General features: G+C 64.4%; 18 protein-coding genes. 9 read left to right on the top strand and 9 right to left on the bottom strand.

All coding sequences use genetic code 11. From position 1 onward, the window contains the following. The first annotated feature begins 58 nt into the window (after positions 1-58). Both NKH93_RS24710 and NKH93_RS24715 read left to right on the top strand, forming a co-directional pair. Complete coding sequence (locus NKH93_RS24710; RefSeq protein WP_352470870.1) at positions 59-730, top strand: LON peptidase substrate-binding domain-containing protein; 672 nt, start codon at positions 59-61, stop codon at positions 728-730. An 84-nt stretch (positions 731-814) separates the two neighbouring features. Continuing rightward, positions 815-1,054: a Trm112 family protein gene (locus NKH93_RS24715; protein ID WP_023675986.1), complete on the top strand. Its 240-nt coding sequence runs from the start codon at positions 815-817 to the stop codon at positions 1,052-1,054. Between the two features lie 42 nt (positions 1,055-1,096). On the opposite strand, the gene NKH93_RS24720 is transcribed toward NKH93_RS24715, so the two are convergent. Genes NKH93_RS24720 through NKH93_RS24730 form a run of 3 tightly spaced genes read right to left on the bottom strand, consistent with a single transcriptional unit; the run spans position 1,097 to position 6,895 of the window. Next, complete coding sequence (locus NKH93_RS24720) at positions 1,097-4,405, bottom strand: error-prone DNA polymerase (protein ID WP_352921573.1); 3,309 nt, start codon at positions 4,403-4,405, stop codon at positions 1,097-1,099. After that, the gene (locus NKH93_RS24725) at positions 4,402-5,880 is read right to left on the bottom strand and encodes a DUF6504 family protein (protein WP_352921571.1); all 1,479 of its coding nucleotides are present in this window, start codon (positions 5,878-5,880) and stop codon (positions 4,402-4,404) included. Before NKH93_RS24725 ends, NKH93_RS24720 begins: the two co-directional genes overlap by 4 nt. Then, positions 5,813-6,895 (bottom strand): ImuA family protein, encoded by a 1,083-nt coding sequence (locus NKH93_RS24730; protein ID WP_352684438.1) that lies wholly within the window; start codon positions 6,893-6,895, stop codon positions 5,813-5,815. Before NKH93_RS24730 ends, NKH93_RS24725 begins: the two co-directional genes overlap by 68 nt. 183 nt (positions 6,896-7,078) lie before the next feature. Between NKH93_RS24730 and NKH93_RS24735 the strand changes: the two genes are divergently transcribed. Further along, positions 7,079-7,501, top strand: coding sequence for a metallopeptidase family protein (locus NKH93_RS24735; protein ID WP_023680515.1), 423 nt, complete (start codon positions 7,079-7,081; stop codon positions 7,499-7,501). Positions 7,502-7,788: 287 nt separating this feature from the next. On the opposite strand, the gene NKH93_RS24740 is transcribed toward NKH93_RS24735, so the two are convergent. Together NKH93_RS24740 and NKH93_RS24745 are read right to left on the bottom strand one after the other, a co-directional pair. After that, positions 7,789-7,995, bottom strand: a complete 207-nt coding sequence (locus NKH93_RS24740; protein WP_352470863.1) for a DUF1737 domain-containing protein — start codon at positions 7,993-7,995, stop codon at positions 7,789-7,791. Positions 7,996-8,023: 28 nt separating this feature from the next. Then, complete coding sequence (locus NKH93_RS24745) at positions 8,024-8,905, bottom strand: HpcH/HpaI aldolase/citrate lyase family protein (RefSeq protein ID WP_352921569.1); 882 nt, start codon at positions 8,903-8,905, stop codon at positions 8,024-8,026. A 278-nt stretch (positions 8,906-9,183) separates the two neighbouring features. On the opposite strand from NKH93_RS24745, the gene NKH93_RS24750 reads away from it, so the two are divergent. The 4 genes from NKH93_RS24750 to NKH93_RS24765 are packed head-to-tail and all read left to right on the top strand — an operon-like array spanning position 9,184 to position 14,202. Further along, complete coding sequence (locus NKH93_RS24750) at positions 9,184-10,734, top strand: DUF4153 domain-containing protein (protein WP_352921567.1); 1,551 nt, start codon at positions 9,184-9,186, stop codon at positions 10,732-10,734. A gap of 4 nt (positions 10,735-10,738) precedes the next feature. Then, entirely contained in the window at positions 10,739-11,431 is a 693-nt protein-coding gene (locus tag NKH93_RS24755) for a response regulator transcription factor (protein ID WP_352972458.1), read from the top strand. Next, positions 11,419-13,005: an ATP-binding protein gene (locus NKH93_RS24760; protein WP_352921564.1), complete on the top strand. Its 1,587-nt coding sequence runs from the start codon at positions 11,419-11,421 to the stop codon at positions 13,003-13,005. Before NKH93_RS24755 ends, NKH93_RS24760 begins: the two co-directional genes overlap by 13 nt. A 30-nt stretch (positions 13,006-13,035) precedes the next feature. Further along, complete coding sequence (locus NKH93_RS24765) at positions 13,036-14,202, top strand: NAD(P)/FAD-dependent oxidoreductase (RefSeq protein WP_352450228.1); 1,167 nt, start codon at positions 13,036-13,038, stop codon at positions 14,200-14,202. 36 nt (positions 14,203-14,238) lie between these two features. Here NKH93_RS24765 and NKH93_RS24770 read toward each other — a convergent pair whose 3' ends face one another. The 4 genes from NKH93_RS24770 to NKH93_RS24785 form a co-directional block, all read right to left on the bottom strand. Further along, on the bottom strand, positions 14,239-14,682 hold the full coding sequence (locus NKH93_RS24770; protein WP_352923706.1) for an SRPBCC family protein: 444 nt from the start codon (positions 14,680-14,682) through the stop codon (positions 14,239-14,241). A 69-nt stretch (positions 14,683-14,751) separates the two neighbouring features. Beyond that, entirely contained in the window at positions 14,752-15,198 is a 447-nt protein-coding gene (locus tag NKH93_RS24775) for an SRPBCC family protein (RefSeq protein ID WP_352773400.1), read from the bottom strand. Then, the gene (locus tag NKH93_RS24780; RefSeq protein WP_352770332.1) at positions 15,198-15,509 is read right to left on the bottom strand and encodes an ArsR/SmtB family transcription factor; all 312 of its coding nucleotides are present in this window, start codon (positions 15,507-15,509) and stop codon (positions 15,198-15,200) included. Before NKH93_RS24780 ends, NKH93_RS24775 begins: the two co-directional genes overlap by 1 nt. A gap of 92 nt (positions 15,510-15,601) precedes the next feature. Beyond that, positions 15,602-16,027 (bottom strand): GNAT family N-acetyltransferase, encoded by a 426-nt coding sequence (locus tag NKH93_RS24785; protein ID WP_352923709.1) that lies wholly within the window; start codon positions 16,025-16,027, stop codon positions 15,602-15,604. Positions 16,028-16,194: 167 nt separating this feature from the next. Here NKH93_RS24785 and leuD point away from each other — a divergent pair, with 167 nt between their 5' ends. Together leuD and NKH93_RS24795 are read left to right on the top strand one after the other, a co-directional pair. Continuing rightward, positions 16,195-16,800 (top strand): 3-isopropylmalate dehydratase small subunit, encoded by a 606-nt coding sequence (gene leuD, locus NKH93_RS24790; protein ID WP_352773406.1) that lies wholly within the window; start codon positions 16,195-16,197, stop codon positions 16,798-16,800. Positions 16,801-16,861: 61 nt separating this feature from the next. Further along, on the top strand, positions 16,862-17,791 hold the full coding sequence (locus NKH93_RS24795; protein WP_352923711.1) for an Ivy family c-type lysozyme inhibitor: 930 nt from the start codon (positions 16,862-16,864) through the stop codon (positions 17,789-17,791). Positions 17,792-17,996 lie beyond the last annotated feature (205 nt).

Genomic DNA, 17,996 nt, shown 5'->3' on the forward strand with positions numbered 1-17,996 from the left:
GCCGGCCGGGAGGAGACGGATTTTGTGCGCTTCCTGACAAAGCGATCGGAGGATTGAGGTGCAGGCGGGAAACGCGCATTACCGGCTCGCTGCGGACTTACCGTCGACCATGCCGATCTTTCCGCTTGAGGGCGCATTGCTGCTCCCGGGAGGCCGCATGCCGCTCAACATCTTCGAGCCGCGCTATCTGCAGATGGTCGACGAGGCGATCGCCGGGCCGCGGCTGATCGGCATGATCCAGCCCAGCCTTAACGGTGCGCTGCGTCCCGACGGCGAGCCGGAGCTCTGCAATGTCGGCTGCGCCGGGCGCATCATTGCGCTGTCCGAGAGCGGCGACGGCCGTTACCTGATTTCGCTGCAGGGCGTGTGCCGGTTCCGTATTGTCCAGGAGCTCACGGTCAAAACACCGTTCCGGCAGTGCCGGTTGGCACCCTTTCTCGCCGATCTCGACGAGGAGCAGGCAGACGCCGAGATCGACCGGCCGGCGCTGCTCAAAGCGTTTCGCGCCTATCTGCAGGCTAACGATCTGGAGGCCGACTGGGAAAGCGTCAGCCGCGCCGAAAACGCCATGCTGGTCAACGCACTGTCGATGATGGCGCCCTACGGGCCGGCCGAGAAACAGGCGCTGCTCGAAGCGGCCGATCTGAAGACACGCGCCGAGACCCTGATCGCCATCACCGAAATGGCGCTGGCGCGCGACAATGAGGATTTCGGTTCGAGTTTGCAGTAGGTTCTTGCCTTCTCCCACAAGGGGGAGAAGGGGAAGTCCGCGCTCGAAACCTTAACCGATTGCCTTGTGGAAAGGATGGATCGAATGGCGGATGGACGTGACGGGAACAGGACCGTCGACCCCAAACTGCTGGAACTCTTGGCCTGCCCGCTGACCAAGGGGCCGCTCGCCTGGGATCCGGAGCGCGGCGAGCTTATCTCGCGGGTGGCAAAGCTTGCCTATCCGGTGCGGGACGGCATTCCGATCATGCTGCCATCGGAAGCGCGTGTCATCACCATAGATGATGCCATGCCACCGCCGCCGCGCCTTGGTGGAACGCCCTGAGTGCTGCGGTTCAGAGCCGCTCCGTCGCGATCTTTCGCGCCTCTATTGAAAATTGCGCCCTTTGGGCATGACCTTCTCCGCCTTTCCCAATAGTTCCGTTTGCGCGATGGTGTCAGGCTGAGCCTCGTCTACACTGCTCGACAGTCTGTCCGCGGGCCTTGCCTGTTCAAGCAGCACCGACAGCCACGGCGTCAGATCCTCGACCTTCTCGGCGACGATATGGATGACGTCAGATTCCGATTGCAGCTTGCCGGTGATGCGGATGAGACGCGCGCCCATGACGATGGGGCGGAAGCGGTCAAAAGTCCTTTCCCAGAAAATGATGTTGGCGACCGCATTCTCGTCTTCCAGCGTCAGGAAAATCGCCTTGCCATTGCCCGGCCGCTGCCGCACCAGCACGAGGCCGGCGACCGAAACGCGCCGGCCGTCCCGCACCTGGCCGAGCCGCACATTGGGCGTGACGCCGGAACGATCCAGCCTTTGACGCAGGAAGGCGACCGGGTGCGCCTTCAGCGACAGGCCAAGCGAGCGGTAGTCGTGGACGACGTGCTCGCCGAGCGGCATTGTCGGGAGCCTGGTTGCAGGCTCCAGATCGCGCAAGCGGATCGCCGGCTGGTCGAACAGCGGCAGCTTTTCGGCGGCACTCTTGCCGTCGAGCGCGCGGACCGCCCATAGAGCGTCGCGACGGTTCAATCCAAGCGACCGGAAAGCGTCGGCCTGCGCCAGTTTTTCGATCTCGTCGACGTTGAGGCCCGAGCGCAGCCAGACGTCGCGTACGGATGCATAGCCGGCGCCGCGCCTCGACACAAACGCTTCCATGCGCTCCTTCGACAGGCCCTTGACCTGCCGAAAGCCGAGCCGGACGGCATGGCTGGTCCGGATGACGCCGCGCATCTGGGCATGGCGGTCAAGGATACGATCCGGATCGAAAGGCGATTTCTCCAAGGCGCAATCCCAGCCGGAAAAATTGACGTCGACCTCGCGGATCTCGACGCCGTGGTCATGCGCGTCGCGGACAAGCTGGGCCGGCTGGTAAAACCCCATCGGCTGGGAATTCAGGATCGCGGCGCAGAACACGTCGGGATAGAAGGTCTTGAACCAGCAGGAGGCATAGACCAGCAGGGCGAAGGAGGCGGCGTGGCTCTCGGGAAAGCCGTATTCGCCAAAACCCTCGATCTGCTTGAAGCAGCGCTCTGCGAAGTCTTTTTCGTAGCCCTTGGCGACCATGCCGTCGACCATTCTCTTGCGGTAATTGCCGATCGTGCCGGTGCGCTTGAATGTCGCCATGGCGCGGCGCAGTTCATCGGCCTCGCCCGGCCTGAAGCCGCCAGCAACGATGGCGATCTTCATCGCCTGCTCCTGGAACAGCGGCACGCCCAGCGTCCTGCCGAGTATTTTTTCCAGTTCCGGCTTGGGATATTCGGGTTTCTCCTTGCCTTGCCGGCGGCGCAGGTAAGGGTGGACCATGTCGCCCTGGATCGGGCCGGGCCGCACGATCGCCACCTCGATGACGAGGTCGTAAAAGCTTTTCGGCCGCAGCCGCGGCAGCATCGACATCTGCGCGCGCGATTCGATCTGGAAGACGCCGATCGTGTCGGCACGGCAGATCATGTCGTAGACATGCTTGTCCTCGGCAGGCAGAGTGGCCAGCACATAGGGCAGGCCGTACTCGTCCCGCGCCTGCGGATAATGATCCTGGAGCAGGGTGAAGGCGCGCTGCAGGCAGGTCAGCATGCCGAGCGCCAGCACGTCCACTTTAAGGATTTTCACCGCGTCGAGATCGTCCTTGTCCCACTCGACCATCTTGCGCTCGTCCATCGCCGTCTTGACGATGGGCACGATCTCGTCGAGCCGGTCCCGGGTGATGACAAAACCGCCGACATGCTGCGACAAATGACGGGGAAAGCCCATGATCTCGTTGGCGCATTCTATCACATGCCTTGTCGATGGATCGGTCCGATCGAGGCCGCCGGCCTTTGTCTCCTTTTCGCCGAGCTCCGAGGTCGACCAGCCCCAGATCGAACTGGACAGCGCGCCCCGGACGTCGTCCGACAGGCCCATCGCCTTGGCCACTTCCCGCATCGCCGAGCGGCCCCGGTAGCTGACGACGGCGGCGGCCAGCGCGGTGCGCTTGGTGCTGTATTTGGAATAGATGTACTGGATGACCTCCTCGCGCTTTTCATGCTCGAAATCGACGTCGATGTCGGGCGGCTCGTTTCTTTCCTCGGAAATGAAGCGCTCGAAAAGCGTTTCGATCTTGTCCGGGCCGACTTCGGTGATGCCAATGCAGAAGCAGACGATCGAGTTGGCGGCAGAGCCGCGCCCCTGGCAGAGAATGTTCTGGCTGCGGGCGAATTTGACGATGTCGTGGACAGTCAGGAAATAGCGCGCGTAGTTCAGACGCTCGATCAGAGCGAGCTCCTCCTCGATGCGCTGCGTCACAAAAGCGGGCACGCCCGAGGGGTAGCGGATGGCGGCTCCCTCCTTGGCCAGCCTTTCCAGTTCGGCCTGCGGCCCAAGACCCGATTCCGTCGGCTCGTCGGGATAGTTGTATTGCAGGTCACTGAGCGAGAAGGTCAGCTCGCCGGCAAAACGCAGCGTTTCCGCCAGCGCTTGCGGATGCCTGCGGAAAAGCCGTGCCATCTCCAGCGGCGGCTTTAAGTGACGCTCGGCATTGGCCGCCAGCTCCAGCCCCACCTCGGCGACGGGCACATTGAGGCGGATCGCCGTCAGCACGTCCTGCAGCGGGCGCCGTTCCGACGTATGGTAGAGAACATCGTTGGTCGCCATCAACGGGATGCCGGCCAGATCCGCCATCGCCGCCGCCTGCTCGATACGGAAGCGGTCGTTGCCGCGGTAATCCGGCGAAACCGCAAGCCGCAGGTTTTCACCGAAACGATCCCTGAGCCGGCTAAGGAGTGCGAGGCTGGTTTCCGCGTCCGCCGACACATCTGGCAGTATGGCGAGCGACAGGAGATCGCCCCATTCGAGAAGATCGCTCTGTTTGAGGAGCGTCGCCCCTTTTTCGTTCTCGTCACGCAGATTGGCCTGCGTCAGCATGCGGCAGAGATGACCCCAACCCTTGCGATCCTGCGGGTAGGCGAGGATGTCCGGCGTGCCGTCGCAAAAAACCAGGCGGCAGCCGGGATGATAGGAAACACCCTCCACCTTGGCCTGCTGCCAGGCGCGCACCACGCCCGCCACCGTGTTGCGGTCGGCGAGACCGATCCCCGAAAACCCCAGGAATTTTGCCGCGACCACCAGCTCCTCCGGTTTCGAGGCACCGCGCAGAAACGAGAAGTTCGACTGGATGCCGAATTCGGCATAGGGGTTGGCCGTCAGCGCATTCATGCGAAGATCCCATGCATGAACCAGCGCGGCGAGGGCTGCGAGGCGCCGTAAAGCCCCTGGCGATAGAGCCAGTAACGGCGGCCGTCGGCATCCTCGATGCGGAAATAATCCCGGGTCGGGGCATCTTCTCGTCCCGCCGCCCCTCGCCACCATTCCGGCGCGATGCGCTCCGGCCCTTCGGCGCGCGCGACCCGATAGAGCGCGCGCCGCCAGCGGAAGTTCAAAGGCGGGCCTTCCGGCATTTCGGTGGCCGGCACCTCGATCGGCTCGGGCGAACGGAAAAGCCGGATCGGCCGTTCCGGCTGGAAGACGGTCGTGGGAGCGTCCTTCGCCTTGTCCGGCTGCTTCGGCGGCGAGCTTCTCTGCGGCACCTCCGTGAAGGGAAGGGTGGCGACGGCGCGCTCCGGCAAATGGCTCTCGACGGCGACCGGCTTCAAGACCGCGCCTTCGCCGAGCCGGGCGCGAATGCGGTCGGCAAAAAGCGCGATATCGGCACCGTCGTCGCTCGTCTCGCCGGCAAGGTCGGCCTGCTGCATGTCGAAGGCGGCGGCGGTCAGCACCGAAAGGCGCACGAGATCGAAGCCATAGCCGGCGTCGATATCCTGTTCGAGCGCGGCAAGCCTTTCGTGGAACAATTTCTGGATCAGCCGCGGCTCGCGCAGAGGCCGCGAGGTGCCGACGGCGATGCGGCTGACGCCGCCATCGACGCGGAAAAGCAGCAGCGCCAGCCGCCTTGCGCCCTCGCCGCGACGCTCGAGGTCGCTCTTCAAGGTGGTCGCCAGCATGCCGGTCAGCCGCTCGATGTCCTCGGTCAGCATGATCGGCTCGGCAAGGTGACGCTCGACCGAAAGCGGTGCCACCGGCAGGCGCGGCGACACGGCCTCCTCGAGGCGGCCAAGCGCATGGTCGAGGCGCAAGAGCAGCGATGCGCCGAAGCGGCGGGCCAGCGGCGCGCGCGGTGCCGCCATGACGGCGCCCGCCGTGCGCAGGCCGACGCTTTCGAGGCTGGCGCGTACCTCCGGGTCGATGCGCAGCGCCGCCAGCGGCAAGGGCGCGAGAAGCGCTTCCTCCCCACCATCGGGCACGATGCGGTCGCCAGCAAACCGCGCCGCCGCCCAGGCAGCACCAGGCGTGGCGGCAAGCCCGGCGCGGACATCGAAGCCCTGATGGAAAAAACGCGACAGGATATCATCCAGCATCGAGCGTTCGCCGCCGAAAAGATGGGTGCAGCCGGTGACGTCGAGATAGAGGCCGTCGGTCCCGTCAAGCGCCACCAGCGGGGTGTAGCGGTCGCACCAGTCGGCGAGGCCTTCGAGCAGGCGCCGGTCGGCCTCCGGATCGGCCTCCACGATGTCGATCGAGGGATGCATGGCGCGTGCGTCGGCTATGCCCATGCCGCGCTTCAGATTAAGCGCCTCGGCCCGTTCGTCGAGGGCGGCGATGCGCTGGGTGTTCCCTTGGCGATGGCTGATCACCAGCGGCAGGTGATCCGACGGCCGGGAACGCCAGGACCGCCCCAGACGCTGCCGCAGGATCCTCTCGGCGGCGAGATGCGGAAACCACAAGGATAGGATTCTTTGGCCGTTCTGGGGCCCATTCCTGAGACCTTCCTTGCTCGCCCCGTCTTTCTTCGAATATGCGTTCATCGGGGTTCCACTCCAGTGTGAATTTTCCGGGCAAAGCCGTGCGGCTCTTGCCGATGGCGACGGTGAAGGCGGGCCGGCCGATCGAGCCGGCGAGCGGCCCGGCAAGCGTCTTACGCGTTGCCGCCGGTGCCGCCGACAGGATGAGGCGGACGGGCGCTGCCGTCGGTTCGGGCTCGCCGGCCTGGCGCAGCAGGAACAGCGGCCGGCCCGCACTCTGCGCGCGGGCGTGCAGCCGCCGCGTCGCGGTGAGGTCAAGCCGCTGCGGGCTGCCGCGGATTTCGAGGATGACGGCGGCCAGCGCCGTCATCCGGGCAGCCTCCTCGGCGATCCACAGCGCATCGAGCAGCCTTGGCGCCTCGGAAAACAGCAATTGCTCCGGCTCGATGCCGAAGAAGGCGTGAAGCCCCCTGGCATAGGGAAAGCCGGCCTCGCGGAAAACCTCGGATGTGCCGATCCACAGCACCGGCAATTGCGGCCCCTGGCTGAGGATCAGGCTGACGAGCGACAAGGCAAAACCGGCAACGGCCCCGGCATCGCGGGTCGCGGCGCCATGAAACTCGCTCACCGCCGCCTTCGGCAGGCCGCCGCTCAGCGCGGCATCGAGGCGCTCGGCGCCGGTGCGCAAAAACGCATCGGGCGGCGCCACGGCAAGGCCGCGCCGGACAATGGTCAGATTCCGAGCGGGTGTCGGATGCCGAGAGGGTGTCAGACTCTGACGAGGGACATCCGCGTCAAACGACGAACTGGCCGGCGCCTCCAGGCGCTCGGGCAAGGTCCCTTCGATCTTCGCGATCTGGCGGCGCAGGGCAAAAACAGTCTCCCGCGCCACGGCGCTTGTCGCCATGACGGTCAGCTTCCACTCACACTTGTTCCTGTTATGTTCTCTAGGATTCCAGAGGTCGCCCGAAGAGTCAAGCGGAGTCATGGGGAATTTATTCCTGTAGTGGGGGCATGGCACGGGCACTCCAGCCCGACCATTTGCCGAGTCCGGCCTGAAAGCCTATATGCCGGGATCAAAGGACAAAGCATGGCTCGCATCTACCAAACACGCATCTGGCACGACCAGCTTTCGCCAACGATGGAGGAAATCGAGCTCCTGGCGCTGGAGGCCTATGCCCATCTGCCGGAGGACTTTCGCAAGTTGACCGGCGAGATCGTCATTCAGATCGCCGAATTCCCGACCGACGAGATCATGGACGACCTTTCGCTGGAAACGCCCTTCGACCTGCTCGGCCTGTTCGAGGGGCGCGGCATCGCCGAGCGCTGGAATCCGCAGACCGGCGAGGGGCCGAACCGCATCACCCTCTATCGTCGCGCCATCCTCGACTACTGGGCCGAGAACGAGGAAACGCTGGGCGACATCGTCACCCACGTGCTGATCCACGAGATCGGCCACCATTTCGGCCTGTCGGACGACGACATGGAGAAGATCGAGGAAGCAGCAGAGTGAGCGACCCCGCTCCTCGTCATCCTGGGGCGGAGCAAGGAGCGAAGCGACGCGGCGCAGACCCCAGGATCCATGCCGTGATAGTGATGCAGTGCGCCGGCGGCGCAGAACCGACCGCTCATCATCCCGTTCTGGGTAACGGGGCTATCCCGATCGGTTAGCTCACACTAATCCTGATCCGCCGTGCCCTTCGGCAGAGGTAACGGCATGGGTCCTAGGGTACTCCGCGACGTCGCTTCGCGACTGCTACGCCCTAGGATGACGAAGGACGAGCGCTTCAGCGAACCTCCCTACCAGTCGCTGAGCTTGGTGTCGGGGCCGTATTCCTGGCCCTCGATGTCCTTCACCACGGCCTGGCCGCAGCGCATGGTCTTGGCTTCCTGGTCATAGGCATAGGTCGGCGAGCCGAACAGGTGCCAGCCCTTGTTCAACGCCGCCGTCACCTTGTGGCAGAAGCTGGAATCGTCCGGACCGGACAGAAAACGGTAGAGTTTCATTCTTCAATCCTGTCGTCAGTTGCGTTAGTCATGCGCGAACAGCGGCGGCCTTCGCCAGCAGTTTTTCGGCCTGCGCCAGATGCAGCCGCTCGACCATCTTGCCGTTCAGCGCAACTACCGCCCTACCGGTATTTTGGGCGAGCGCGAAGGCATCCTTGACCGCGCGCGCTTCGGCTATTGCTTCGGGCGACGGTGCAAAGGCGCGGTTCGCGGCTTCGATCTGAGCCGGATGGATTAGCGACTTGCCGTCAAAACCCATGGCGGCCGCTTCCGTGCACTCGCGCGCAAACCCGTCCATATCGCGAAAATCATTGAAGACGCCATCGAGCAGGTCGAGGCCGCCGGCACGCGCCACGAGCACCATCTGCATCAGCCATGGAACGAGATAACGCCGGTCGGGCGTGGCGAGAATGCCGGTGTCCTTGACCAGGTCGTTCGTTCCGGCAACGAAACAAACCAGGCGAGAGCCCGGATCGCGGCCGAGCTCGGCAATCGGCCCGATGTTGAGCAGCGCCTTGGGCGTCTCGATCATCGCCCATAGCTTGACTTCGTCGGCGATAAAATTGTCGTCGAGCACGTCGCCGGCCTCGAGAATGTCGCGCGGCGTGTCGACCTTGGGCAGCAGGATGGCGTCGGGCGAGCATTTTGCCGCGGCCAGCAGGTCGGCGCCGCCCCACTCGCTCGACAGCGCATTGATGCGCACGACCATCTCGCAGCGCCGGTTGGAATGGCCGGCGAAAATCGCCACCAGCTTTTCGCGCGCGGAAGGCTTGTCGGCCGGGGCGACGGCGTCCTCGAGATCGATGACGACGGTATCGCAGGCCAGCGATTGGATCTTGGCCAGCGCCTTGTCGTTCGAAGCCGGGACGTAAAGCACCGAGCGGCGCGGGCGGTAGCTTTCGGTGGTCATCTCCGATCTATGCCGTCTGCAGCCGGCCGAGGCAAGCCGTGCATAAAAACTGCACGCAACTTCGGAAAATCTCCTCGTCTCCGCCCCGCTTGCCACCCGACCGGATGCGACAAGGGCGGCATGCAAGAGCAAACGAACTCCCGTTGGTCCCTGCCGTACCGGCTTCGCCGCGAAAGCTGGTGGCTCGTCGATCCGCCCCGGACTTCGGTAAACCTCCTCCCTTTCGTCCGGAAATCCCCGCCCACCGGCCGCATCAAAGCCGCCGAGAAAGCCCGATCATGATAGTATTCCTCCCGGCGGCGCCGAGCTATTGCAACCGCTTCGGCGTTGCCGTCCTGCTCGTCGCGCTGGCCGATTTTTTCTTCTATGGCCAACCGGCGGGCATCACGCTTTTCCTGTTCGGCGTTGCGATTGCCGCGGCGAGCATGGCTCTCCATCCTCTCGGCTCCTTCAACGATGGCAAATTCTGGTTCAAGCCGGTTGCGCTGCTCATGGCGCTGCTGCCGCTTGTGGAAAATGTCAGCGCACTGTCCGTCTCGATCGCGCTGGCGGGGCTGGCCATCTTCGCGCTTTCACTGGCCGGACGGTTGCGGCGCGGCCTTGCCCGTATTGCCGGCCAACTCTCGCTGTTCCTGGTTGCAACGCCATTTCGGCTCGGTCTTGATTTCTTCCGCTGGCGCACGGCGGCGCGGCGGCTTGGCCGGCGGCGCGTGCGCCTTGCGGCGATCGCCGTCTGGGTCATCCCGCTGGGCCTCGGCGCAGTGTTCCTCGCGCTGTTCGGCGCCGCCAATCCCGTCATCGAATACTGGTTTTCGCTGATTGATCTCTTCGCCCTGCTCAACCTCATGCAGTTGCCGCGTCTTGCCTTCTGGCTATTCGCGCTCGCCGGCGTATGGGCCTTTCTGCGGCCGCGCCTGCCGCGGCTTCTCCGGCATATTCCCCGGTTGGGAACGCCTGCCAGCACACCGACGAGGCCAGCCATAAGTCCCACGATCGAAGACATCGTCTTCGGCAAGGCCGCTATCCTCCGCGCGCTCGTCGTCTTCAACATCCTGTTCGCGGTGCAGAGCGCACTCGACGCCACCTATCTGTGGGGCGGCATCGCGCTTCCCGACGGGCTGACCTATGCCGCCTACGCGCATCGCGGCGCCTATCCGCTGATCGTCACGGCGCTGCTGGCCGCCGGCTTCGTGCTGGCGGCGCTGCGGCCGGGAAGCGCGACCTCCGGCGATCCGCTCATCCGCCGGCTGGTTTATGCCTGGGTGGCGCAGAACATCCTCCTGGTGATCTCGTCGATCCTGCGGCTCGATCTCTATATCGGTATCTATGCGCTGACCTATTGGCGTGTCGCTGCGTTCGTCTGGATGGGGCTGGTGGCGGCGGGCCTTGTCCTGATCATGGCCCGCATCGCGCGCGAAAAGTCCAACGAATGGCTGCTTGCCGCCAATCTTCTGACGCTATCGGCGACGCTCTATGCTTGCTCGTTCATCAACTTTGCCGCGCTGATCGCCAACTACAATGTCGACCATTGCTTCGAAATGACCGGCCAAGGCACCCAGCTCGACGTCTGGTACTTGCGCTCGCTCGGGCCCGGCGCCTTGCCGGCGCTCGATCGCTTCGTCCAGCACCAGAGCAGGACGGTTTCCGCGGAGGATGCCTCCATCCGCGAACTCGCCGGCTGGTATGCACAGGACGAAGCACGCTTCCGCGCCGGCCAGGAGAACTGGCGGGGCTGGAGCTTTCGTGACTGGCGGCTCAACCGCGCCCTCGACAGGCGTGGCCCGTTCGTGGTTCCTCCGATGTCCGAACCCTTCATGCCGGGCCGCTGATTTGATGCCGCACCACATACTGGTCGCCGACGACGACCCGCACATTCGCGAAATCATCTGCTTCGCGCTGGAAAAGGCCGGCATGAAAACGCTGGCGGTGCAGGACGGCGCGGCTGCCTTGCAGGCGATAGAGCGCCATGCGCCCGATCTCGTCGTGCTCGACATCGGCATGCCGGAAATGGACGGGCTGGAAGTGTGCCGGCGGCTGCGCCACACATCCGACCTGCCGGTGCTGTTCCTGTCCGCGCGGGATGAAGAGATCGACCGCGTGCTCGGGCTGGAGATGGGCGGCGATGATTATGTCACCAAGCCGTTCAGCCCGCGCGAGCTGGTCGCCCGCGTCAACGTCATTCTGCGCCGCGCTCGGCCCACGCCGGAACCAGCCGACGACCGGCAATTCTCGCATGGCAGACTGTTGCTGGTTCCGGCAAGCCATACAGCCAGCTTCGACGGCAAGCCGCTGGCGCTGACGTCGATCGAATTCGCGATCCTGAAAGGCTTTTTGGCGCGGCCGGCGCATGTGCTTGGCCGCGACATGGTGATGGCCAACGCCTATGCGGCCAATATCCATGTCGCAGACCGCACCGTCGACAGCCATATCCGCAATATCCGCGCCAAGCTGGCGGCCGTCGGCTGCGTCGATGCGATCGAGACGGTGCATGGCGTCGGTTTTCGGCTGGGTAAATGCGGGAGTTGAGCGCCCAAAAATGGGTTGGCAGCAAATGGCGGCCACGGCTTGCCACGGTCGTCATTGCCATCCTGATCATGGTGATGGCGCTGCCGCTGGCCGGCCTGTTTTTCTTCCGGCTCTACGAGAACCAGCTGATCAGGCAGACCGAGGCCGAGCTGATCGCCCAAGGCGCCGCCCTTGGCGCGATCTATGCGCAAGAGGTCCGTGAGGCCGGCCTTGCCCCGGAAAAGCTCGGCGCACCCGTGCCTTCACCCAGCACCAGCGATCGGGCCTCTCCCTACCAGCCAATCGAACCGCGCCTCGATCTTGCGTCCGACGGGATCCTGCCGACCCGGCCCGCGGCCACCGCGGCCAGCGCCGATCCCGCCTTCGCTGCAATCGGCGCACGCCTGTCGGGCATTCTTGCCGAGACACAGAAGACCACGCTCGCCGGCTTCCGGCTGCTCGATCCCAGAGGCGTGGTCATCGCCGGCCGTGAGGAGGCCGGCCTGTCGCTCGCCGCTGTCGACGAGGTTCGCGCAGCGCTTGCCGGCCGCTACGCCAGCGCGCTCAGGCTGCGGGTTCCCGACCAGCCGTCGCCGCCGCTCTATTCGGTCAGCCGCGGCACCAAGGTTCGCGTCTTTGTCGCCATGCCGGTTGCGGTCTCCGGCAAGGTCGCCGGCGTCGTCTATCTGTCGCGGACGCCGAACAACATCGTCAAGCATCTCTATGGCGAGCGCGGCAAGGTGGCGCTGGCGGCAATCGCCATCCTCGGCGGCGCGCTGCTGATCGGGCTGGTCTTCCTGCGCGCCGTCAGCCGTCCGATCTATGCGCTGATGGAACGCACGAAACGCATCGCCGCCGGCGACCGCGCGGCGATCAGGCCGCTCGATCACCACGGCACGCGCGAAATGGGTGAACTCTCTGCTGCTTTCCTCGACATGGCCGAAAAGCTGCACGCACGCTCCGACGGCATCCAGACCTTTGCCACCCACGTCTCGCACGAGCTCAAATCGCCGCTGACGGCGATCCAGGGGGCCGCCGAACTGCTGCGCGATTCGGGCAGCGCGATGGACGAGGCCGAGCGGCGGCGTTTTTCGGACAATATCGTCACCGATGCCGGCCGGCTCAACCTTCTGGTGCGCCGCCTGCTCGACCTGGCGCGCGCCGAAAATCTCGAACCGAGCGGCGAAAACACGTCGCTCACTGCTGCACTGGCGCTGCTGCCGGCCGACCACAGGCTGGCGCTGCGCCTCGAGGCGGGCGCCCAGATCGGTCTGCGCATATCGGCCGAAAACGCGGCGATCGTGCTGGCCAATCTCATCGACAATTCGGCGCGGCACGGCGCAACGCTGGTTTCGATCACGGCCGCAAGCGCGGACGGCAAGGCCACCATTGTGGTGGACGACGACGGCGCCGGCATTTCGCCCAGCAACCGAGGCCGCATCTTCGAGCCGTTCTTCACCACGCGCCGCGATTCCGGCGGCACCGGCATGGGCCTCGGCATCGTGCTGGCCCTCCTGAAAGCGCATGATGGCACGATCCGGCTGGTTGACTCGGCGAGCGGCACGCGCTTCGAGATCATCCTGCCGGCGGCGTGACGCGGCGGTTCAGATCGGAAGGGCCAAAAGGTGCATTACGACATCGTCATCATCGGCGGAGCCATCGTCGGCTCCTCGGTCGCCTATTATCTGCGCGAGGAAGGGTTTTCGGGCTCGATCGCGCTTGTCGAGCGCGACCCGCAATTTTCCCGCGCCGCGACCACGCTGTCCTGCGCCTCAATCCGCCAGCAGTTCTCGATCCCGGAAAACATCCGGCTGTCGCAATTCACGCTGAAACTGTTCCGGCGGCTCAGGGAAGAGTTTGGCGCGGACGCCGATATCGGCTTTCGCGAAGGCGGCTACCTCATCCTTGCCGGCGAGAACGGGCTGCCGATCCTGCGGGCCAACCACGAGGCGCAGATGGCCGAGGGCGCCGACATCGTGCTCGAGGATGCCGAGGCGCTCGTCCGCCGCTTTCCGTGGCTGTCGGTCGAGGGCATTTCCGCCGGCGCCTATGGCCGCAGCGGCGAAGGCTGGTTCGACGCGCATGCGATGCTGATGCTGTTCCGCAAGGCACTGCGAAGCAAGAACATTGATTTCATCACAGCGTCGGTGACCGGTATCGAGCGGCAGGGGAAGCGCGTCGCCGGTGTGACCCTCGACAATGGCGAGCGGCTCGAGGCCGGCACCGTCGTTAACGCCGCCGGGCCGAATGCCGGCAAGGTGGCAGCAATGGCCGGGCTGGCGCTGCCGGTGGAGCCGCGCAAGCGCAACGTCTTCGTCTTCGAGGCGCGCGAAAAATATGACGACATGCCGCTGCTGGTCGACCCGAGCGGCATCTATGTCCGGCCGGAGGGCTCGGTCTACATCACCGGCGGCGCCGAGCCGGAAGAGGGCGAAGGACCGGCCGACCCCGCCGACTTCGACCCCGACTGGCCGCTGTTCGAAGAGGTGATCTGGCCAGTGCTGGCGACCCGCATTCCGGCCTTCGAGGCGATCAAGCCGACGCGCGCCTGGGTCGGCCATTACGACTACAATACGCTCGACCAGAACGCGGTGATCGGCCCGCACCCGGAGGTCGGCAATTTCCTCTTCGCCAACGGGTTTTCCGGTCACGGCTTGCAGCAGGCTCCGGCGGTCGGCAAGGCGCTGGCCGAACTGATAGTACATGGCGGCTATCGCACGGTGGATTGCTCGGCGTTCGGGTACAGCCGGATTGCCGACGGGCGGCCGTTTCGGGAATTGAATGTAATTTAACGCTGGCGCGAAGGGATGCTACCGTTGCTTGGTGGATTAAGCCGCCGCCAAGCCGCCCGTACCAAGATACGCCTGAAGCCAGCCCAGCACCCGGGCCCAGCCTTCGGCATGCTTCGTTGCGGCAGCAGCGATGCCGGCGAAGCCGCCATGGCAGATGGTGACGCGTGTGCCGCCGGCGATCGGCTCCAGCAGCCAGGCGACTTTGGTTTCGCGGCGGCCAAGCGTCGGATGGTCCCAGTCGTATCTCCGCGTCTGCACGATCCGGCGCGGCTCTTCGATCTCCAGGAATTCGCCGCTGGCGGGCAGGTGTCTGCCGGCCGCCGTCTCGACGGTGACGCTCCAGCGGCCGCCGACGCGGAGGTCGGCCGCCCATCCGGTCATCCTGTAGGTCCTGGCGGACCCCCACCAGCGCTCGACCTCGCGTGTAACGAGGGCGTCAAAGATCCGCTCGGGCGGCGCGCGAACATCGGCGCTCGCCATTGGTCATGCTGTGCACCGCGGAACCGTGCATCACCTGTCCTCCAGAAACGTTTCGCTATCGAAACGACCTCAAGCCTTCGACGCCGGGCGCGACAGGCCTTTGCCGGTTTCGAGCAGGCTCTTCAGGCTGGACAGGATGAGCGGCCAGCCGTTCGCCACATGGCCAAGCAGCTTGTGCGGTCCATCGGCTTCATGTGTGATGGCGAGCTTCATCATCTCGCCCTCCTGCTCGATGGCGAAGGTGCAGCGTGTGTAGCCGTCCGCCTTGACCTCGGGCATGAACTCGTTGCGCCATTTGAGCACGATGCGCTTGGGTGGATCGATCTCGAGGACCTCGCCGCTGTCGGTGACGCGGCCGTCGGTGTAAACCATCTTCCACGCCGAACCTTGTTTCCAGTCGCTTAGCATCTGAGCGCCGAGGAAATATTGCCGCTGGAACTCCGGCTCGGTCAGTGCTTGCCAGAGTTTTTCGGGCGAAGTGCGGATGTAGGTGACATAAACGAAAGTGTTGCTCATCAGTCTTCCCTTTCGAGACGTTTCTTCAAATCGCCGAGGGCGCCCAGTCGCCCCCGCTCGAATTTGCCGATCCAGCGTTCGGCGATCTCGTTGATGGGAACGGGATTCAGATAATGTTGCTTCTCGCGTCCCTTGCGGATGGTGGCGACGAGGTTTGCTTCTTCCAGGATCGCCAGATGCTTGGTCACCGCCTGGCGCGTCATGTCCATCTCACCGCACAGCGCGTTCAGCGTCTGTCCGTTCCTGGCATGAAGGCTGTCCAGCAATCGCCGGCGTGTCGGGTCGGCCAAGGCCCGAAAGACATCATCCATGCTCATGATCCTAATATGCAACTATTTGGTTGCATGTCAAGAGGCAGAATCTTGGCTAAGGATGCGCGGGTTGAGGTCGCTGGGAGTGGATTTCAGCGCTTGCGGCCGAACCAGAATGCGTTGGGCATGCGCTCCATGCCGATACGCTCATAGAAGCCGACGACGTCGGGCATGGAGATCAGGCTGATGGCAACGGAAGGTCCGAGTTGCCGGCGTGCCTCATCCATCAGACCCTTGCCGATACCCAGCCCTTGCGCCGATGCAGAAACAGCGAACTCGGAGATATAGCAGACCCAGGAAAAGTCGGTGATGCCGCGAGCGACACCAACCAGCGGCTTGCCCGGTGCATCGATGCGCGCGGTGAGCACCAGGTCGGCACTCGTGAGCATCGCCTTCAAACGGGCATGATCATCGACGGGCCGTGTCTCGCCGAGGCCGGATTCCACCAGAACGCGGCGGAACTCGGCGATGCCGAGGCCCGGTTCGCTGGCGTAAAGGATCGTGGATCGCGTTGTCATGTCGACAAAAGTGCACCATGGGCCGGTGGTTTTGAAGCTGTTTTGTACCGATTTTGTGTTTCGATCGACGACGGAAGTCCAAAAACAGCCGTCTTTTATTTGCCCGCGGCATTGTGTAAACCGAGCGCCAGCAATTCCCCGCAACGAGAAGAAGACGGGCAAGAACCATGGAAAAATTCACCAAGCTCACCGGTGTCGCCGCGCCGATGCCGATCGTCAATGTCGACACCGACATGATCATCCCCAAGGATTATCTCAAGACGATCAAGCGCACCGGGCTCGGCACCGGCCTGTTCGCCGAAATGCGTTACAAGGACGACGGCTCGGAAAACCCGGACTTCGTGCTCAACAAGCGGGCCTACCGCAAGGCGCAGATCCTGGTCGCCGGCGACAATTTCGGCTGCGGCTCGAGCCGGGAACATGCGCCGTGGGCGCTGCTCGATTTCGGCATCCGCTGCGTCATCTCGACCTCGTTCGCCGACATTTTCTACAATAACTGCTTCAAGAACGGCATCTTGCCGATCACCGTCAGCCCGGAAGACCTGGAGAAGCTGATGGACGATGCCTCGCGCGGTTCCAACGCGACGCTGTCGGTTGATCTCGAAGCCAAGGAAATCCGCGGGCCGGACGGCGGCGTGGTCAAGTTCGACCTCGACGAATTCAAGCGCCACTGCCTCTTGAACGGCCTCGACGATATCGGCCTGACCATGGAGAAGGCCGGCGCCATCGCTTCGTTCGAGAAGAAGAACGCTGCTGAGCGCCCCTGGGCCTGAGCGGCAGGATGACCTGGCCGGGACAGGCCGGGTTCGTGGCGGCTGAACGGAGGGGACAGTCATGACACGTTCGCTTCTTGCCGGGGTCTGCGCGCTGGCGTGGATTCTGATGCCGGTGGCAGGCGCGCATGCACAGACCGACATGGTGCTCGTGCCGGCTGACGATGCGTCCGGCGGGGCCGCCGACCAGGGCGCATTGAGCAATGCGGCCCTAGCCGACGATGGCAGCCAAGCACCGATCCCGTTCGAGGGCGGCCAGCTGACCATCACCCAGGAGGAAGAGTACGGGGAACGGGTGCTCGCCTTCGACGGCAAGGAACTGGCGCGCAATTACGACGTCTTCTTTGACAAGATCGTCGAGGTCGGCGGCGTCAACGTGGCGCTGGTCGATGTCGGCGATGGTGGCAATCAATGCGGCCCGGCCAAGGTGATCGTTTGGAAGCCGGAAGGCGGCACGATCCAGACGGTCACGGTCGAGCAGGATGAATGCGGCGCGCCGCCGGCCGCGATCTCCGACAGCGCCGTCTATTTCGTACCCTATCTGCTGCCGGGTGATTCCAAGCCGGCGCTGCAATGGTCGCCGACGGCCGGACTGACGACTTCCGGCAATCTGACCTACATGCCGGAGCCGGGCACCGACTGGAAGGACGTTGATCCGTCGAAATACGACAACATCATCGACGCCTTCCACAATGAAGCGGTCTACAAACTAGCCGAGACACTGCTTGGCAAGGACATGCCCGACATGGCGACCAGCCTGCTGGTCGGCGGCGGCACGGAAAAAACCGCGTCGGGCGCCTTTTTTGCCAGCGGCTGCGTGCCGCATGATTGCGGCGGCAATGACGGCTTCATGGCGGTCGACCCGGTCAACCGGAAGCTCTATTTCGCCCGCCGCGGCGACAAGCCCGAGCCGGACGCGTGGCCAGCGGTGAGTACATGGCCGGCCGACGTCAAGGAAGCGCTGGACAAGGCGCTGGGGTCGGCGAATTAGGTTTTTTTGCGCGGCGCGGCGACTACCCTGCTTTCGTCATCCTCGGGCTTGACCCGAGGATCCATGCCGTAACATCGGCCGAAGAACCGTTGTGTCGCTCGGATGTCACGGCATGATGGGGTGGACGGCGCCCGACGGCATCGGATGTGCCAGAATGAGTTCGTTGAGATCTCAAACAAGGGAGCCGTCCGTGGAACACCTTATC

The sequence above is a fragment of the Mesorhizobium sp. M0954 genome (assembly GCF_040319155.1).
Classification (GTDB): domain Bacteria; phylum Pseudomonadota; class Alphaproteobacteria; order Rhizobiales; family Rhizobiaceae; genus Mesorhizobium.

What these genes read in the sequence shown, in the direction of transcription:
- NKH93_RS24715 (WP_023675986.1), top strand. Translation starts at nt 815, where the DNA reads ATGGCGGATGGACGTGACGGGAACAGGACCGTCGACCCCAAACTGCTG.
- NKH93_RS24720 (WP_352921573.1), bottom strand. Translation starts at nt 4,405, where the DNA reads ATGAATGCGCTGACGGCCAACCCCTATGCCGAATTCGGCATCCAGTCG.
- NKH93_RS24730 (WP_352684438.1), bottom strand. Translation starts at nt 6,895, where the DNA reads ATGGCGACAAGCGCCGTGGCGCGGGAGACTGTTTTTGCCCTGCGCCGC.
- NKH93_RS24735 (WP_023680515.1), top strand. Translation starts at nt 7,079, where the DNA reads ATGGCTCGCATCTACCAAACACGCATCTGGCACGACCAGCTTTCGCCA.
- NKH93_RS24740 (WP_352470863.1), bottom strand. Translation starts at nt 7,995, where the DNA reads ATGAAACTCTACCGTTTTCTGTCCGGTCCGGACGATTCCAGCTTCTGC.
- NKH93_RS24745 (WP_352921569.1), bottom strand. Translation starts at nt 8,905, where the DNA reads ATGACCACCGAAAGCTACCGCCCGCGCCGCTCGGTGCTTTACGTCCCG.
- NKH93_RS24750 (WP_352921567.1), top strand. Translation starts at nt 9,184, where the DNA reads ATGATAGTATTCCTCCCGGCGGCGCCGAGCTATTGCAACCGCTTCGGC.
- NKH93_RS24755 (WP_352972458.1), top strand. Translation starts at nt 10,739, where the DNA reads ATGCCGCACCACATACTGGTCGCCGACGACGACCCGCACATTCGCGAA.
- NKH93_RS24760 (WP_352921564.1), top strand. Translation starts at nt 11,419, where the DNA reads ATGCGGGAGTTGAGCGCCCAAAAATGGGTTGGCAGCAAATGGCGGCCA.
- NKH93_RS24770 (WP_352923706.1), bottom strand. Translation starts at nt 14,682, where the DNA reads ATGGCGAGCGCCGATGTTCGCGCGCCGCCCGAGCGGATCTTTGACGCC.
- NKH93_RS24775 (WP_352773400.1), bottom strand. Translation starts at nt 15,198, where the DNA reads ATGAGCAACACTTTCGTTTATGTCACCTACATCCGCACTTCGCCCGAA.
- NKH93_RS24780 (WP_352770332.1), bottom strand. Translation starts at nt 15,509, where the DNA reads ATGGATGATGTCTTTCGGGCCTTGGCCGACCCGACACGCCGGCGATTG.
- NKH93_RS24785 (WP_352923709.1), bottom strand. Translation starts at nt 16,027, where the DNA reads ATGACAACGCGATCCACGATCCTTTACGCCAGCGAACCGGGCCTCGGC.
- leuD (WP_352773406.1), top strand. Translation starts at nt 16,195, where the DNA reads ATGGAAAAATTCACCAAGCTCACCGGTGTCGCCGCGCCGATGCCGATC.
- NKH93_RS24795 (WP_352923711.1), top strand. Translation starts at nt 16,862, where the DNA reads ATGACACGTTCGCTTCTTGCCGGGGTCTGCGCGCTGGCGTGGATTCTG.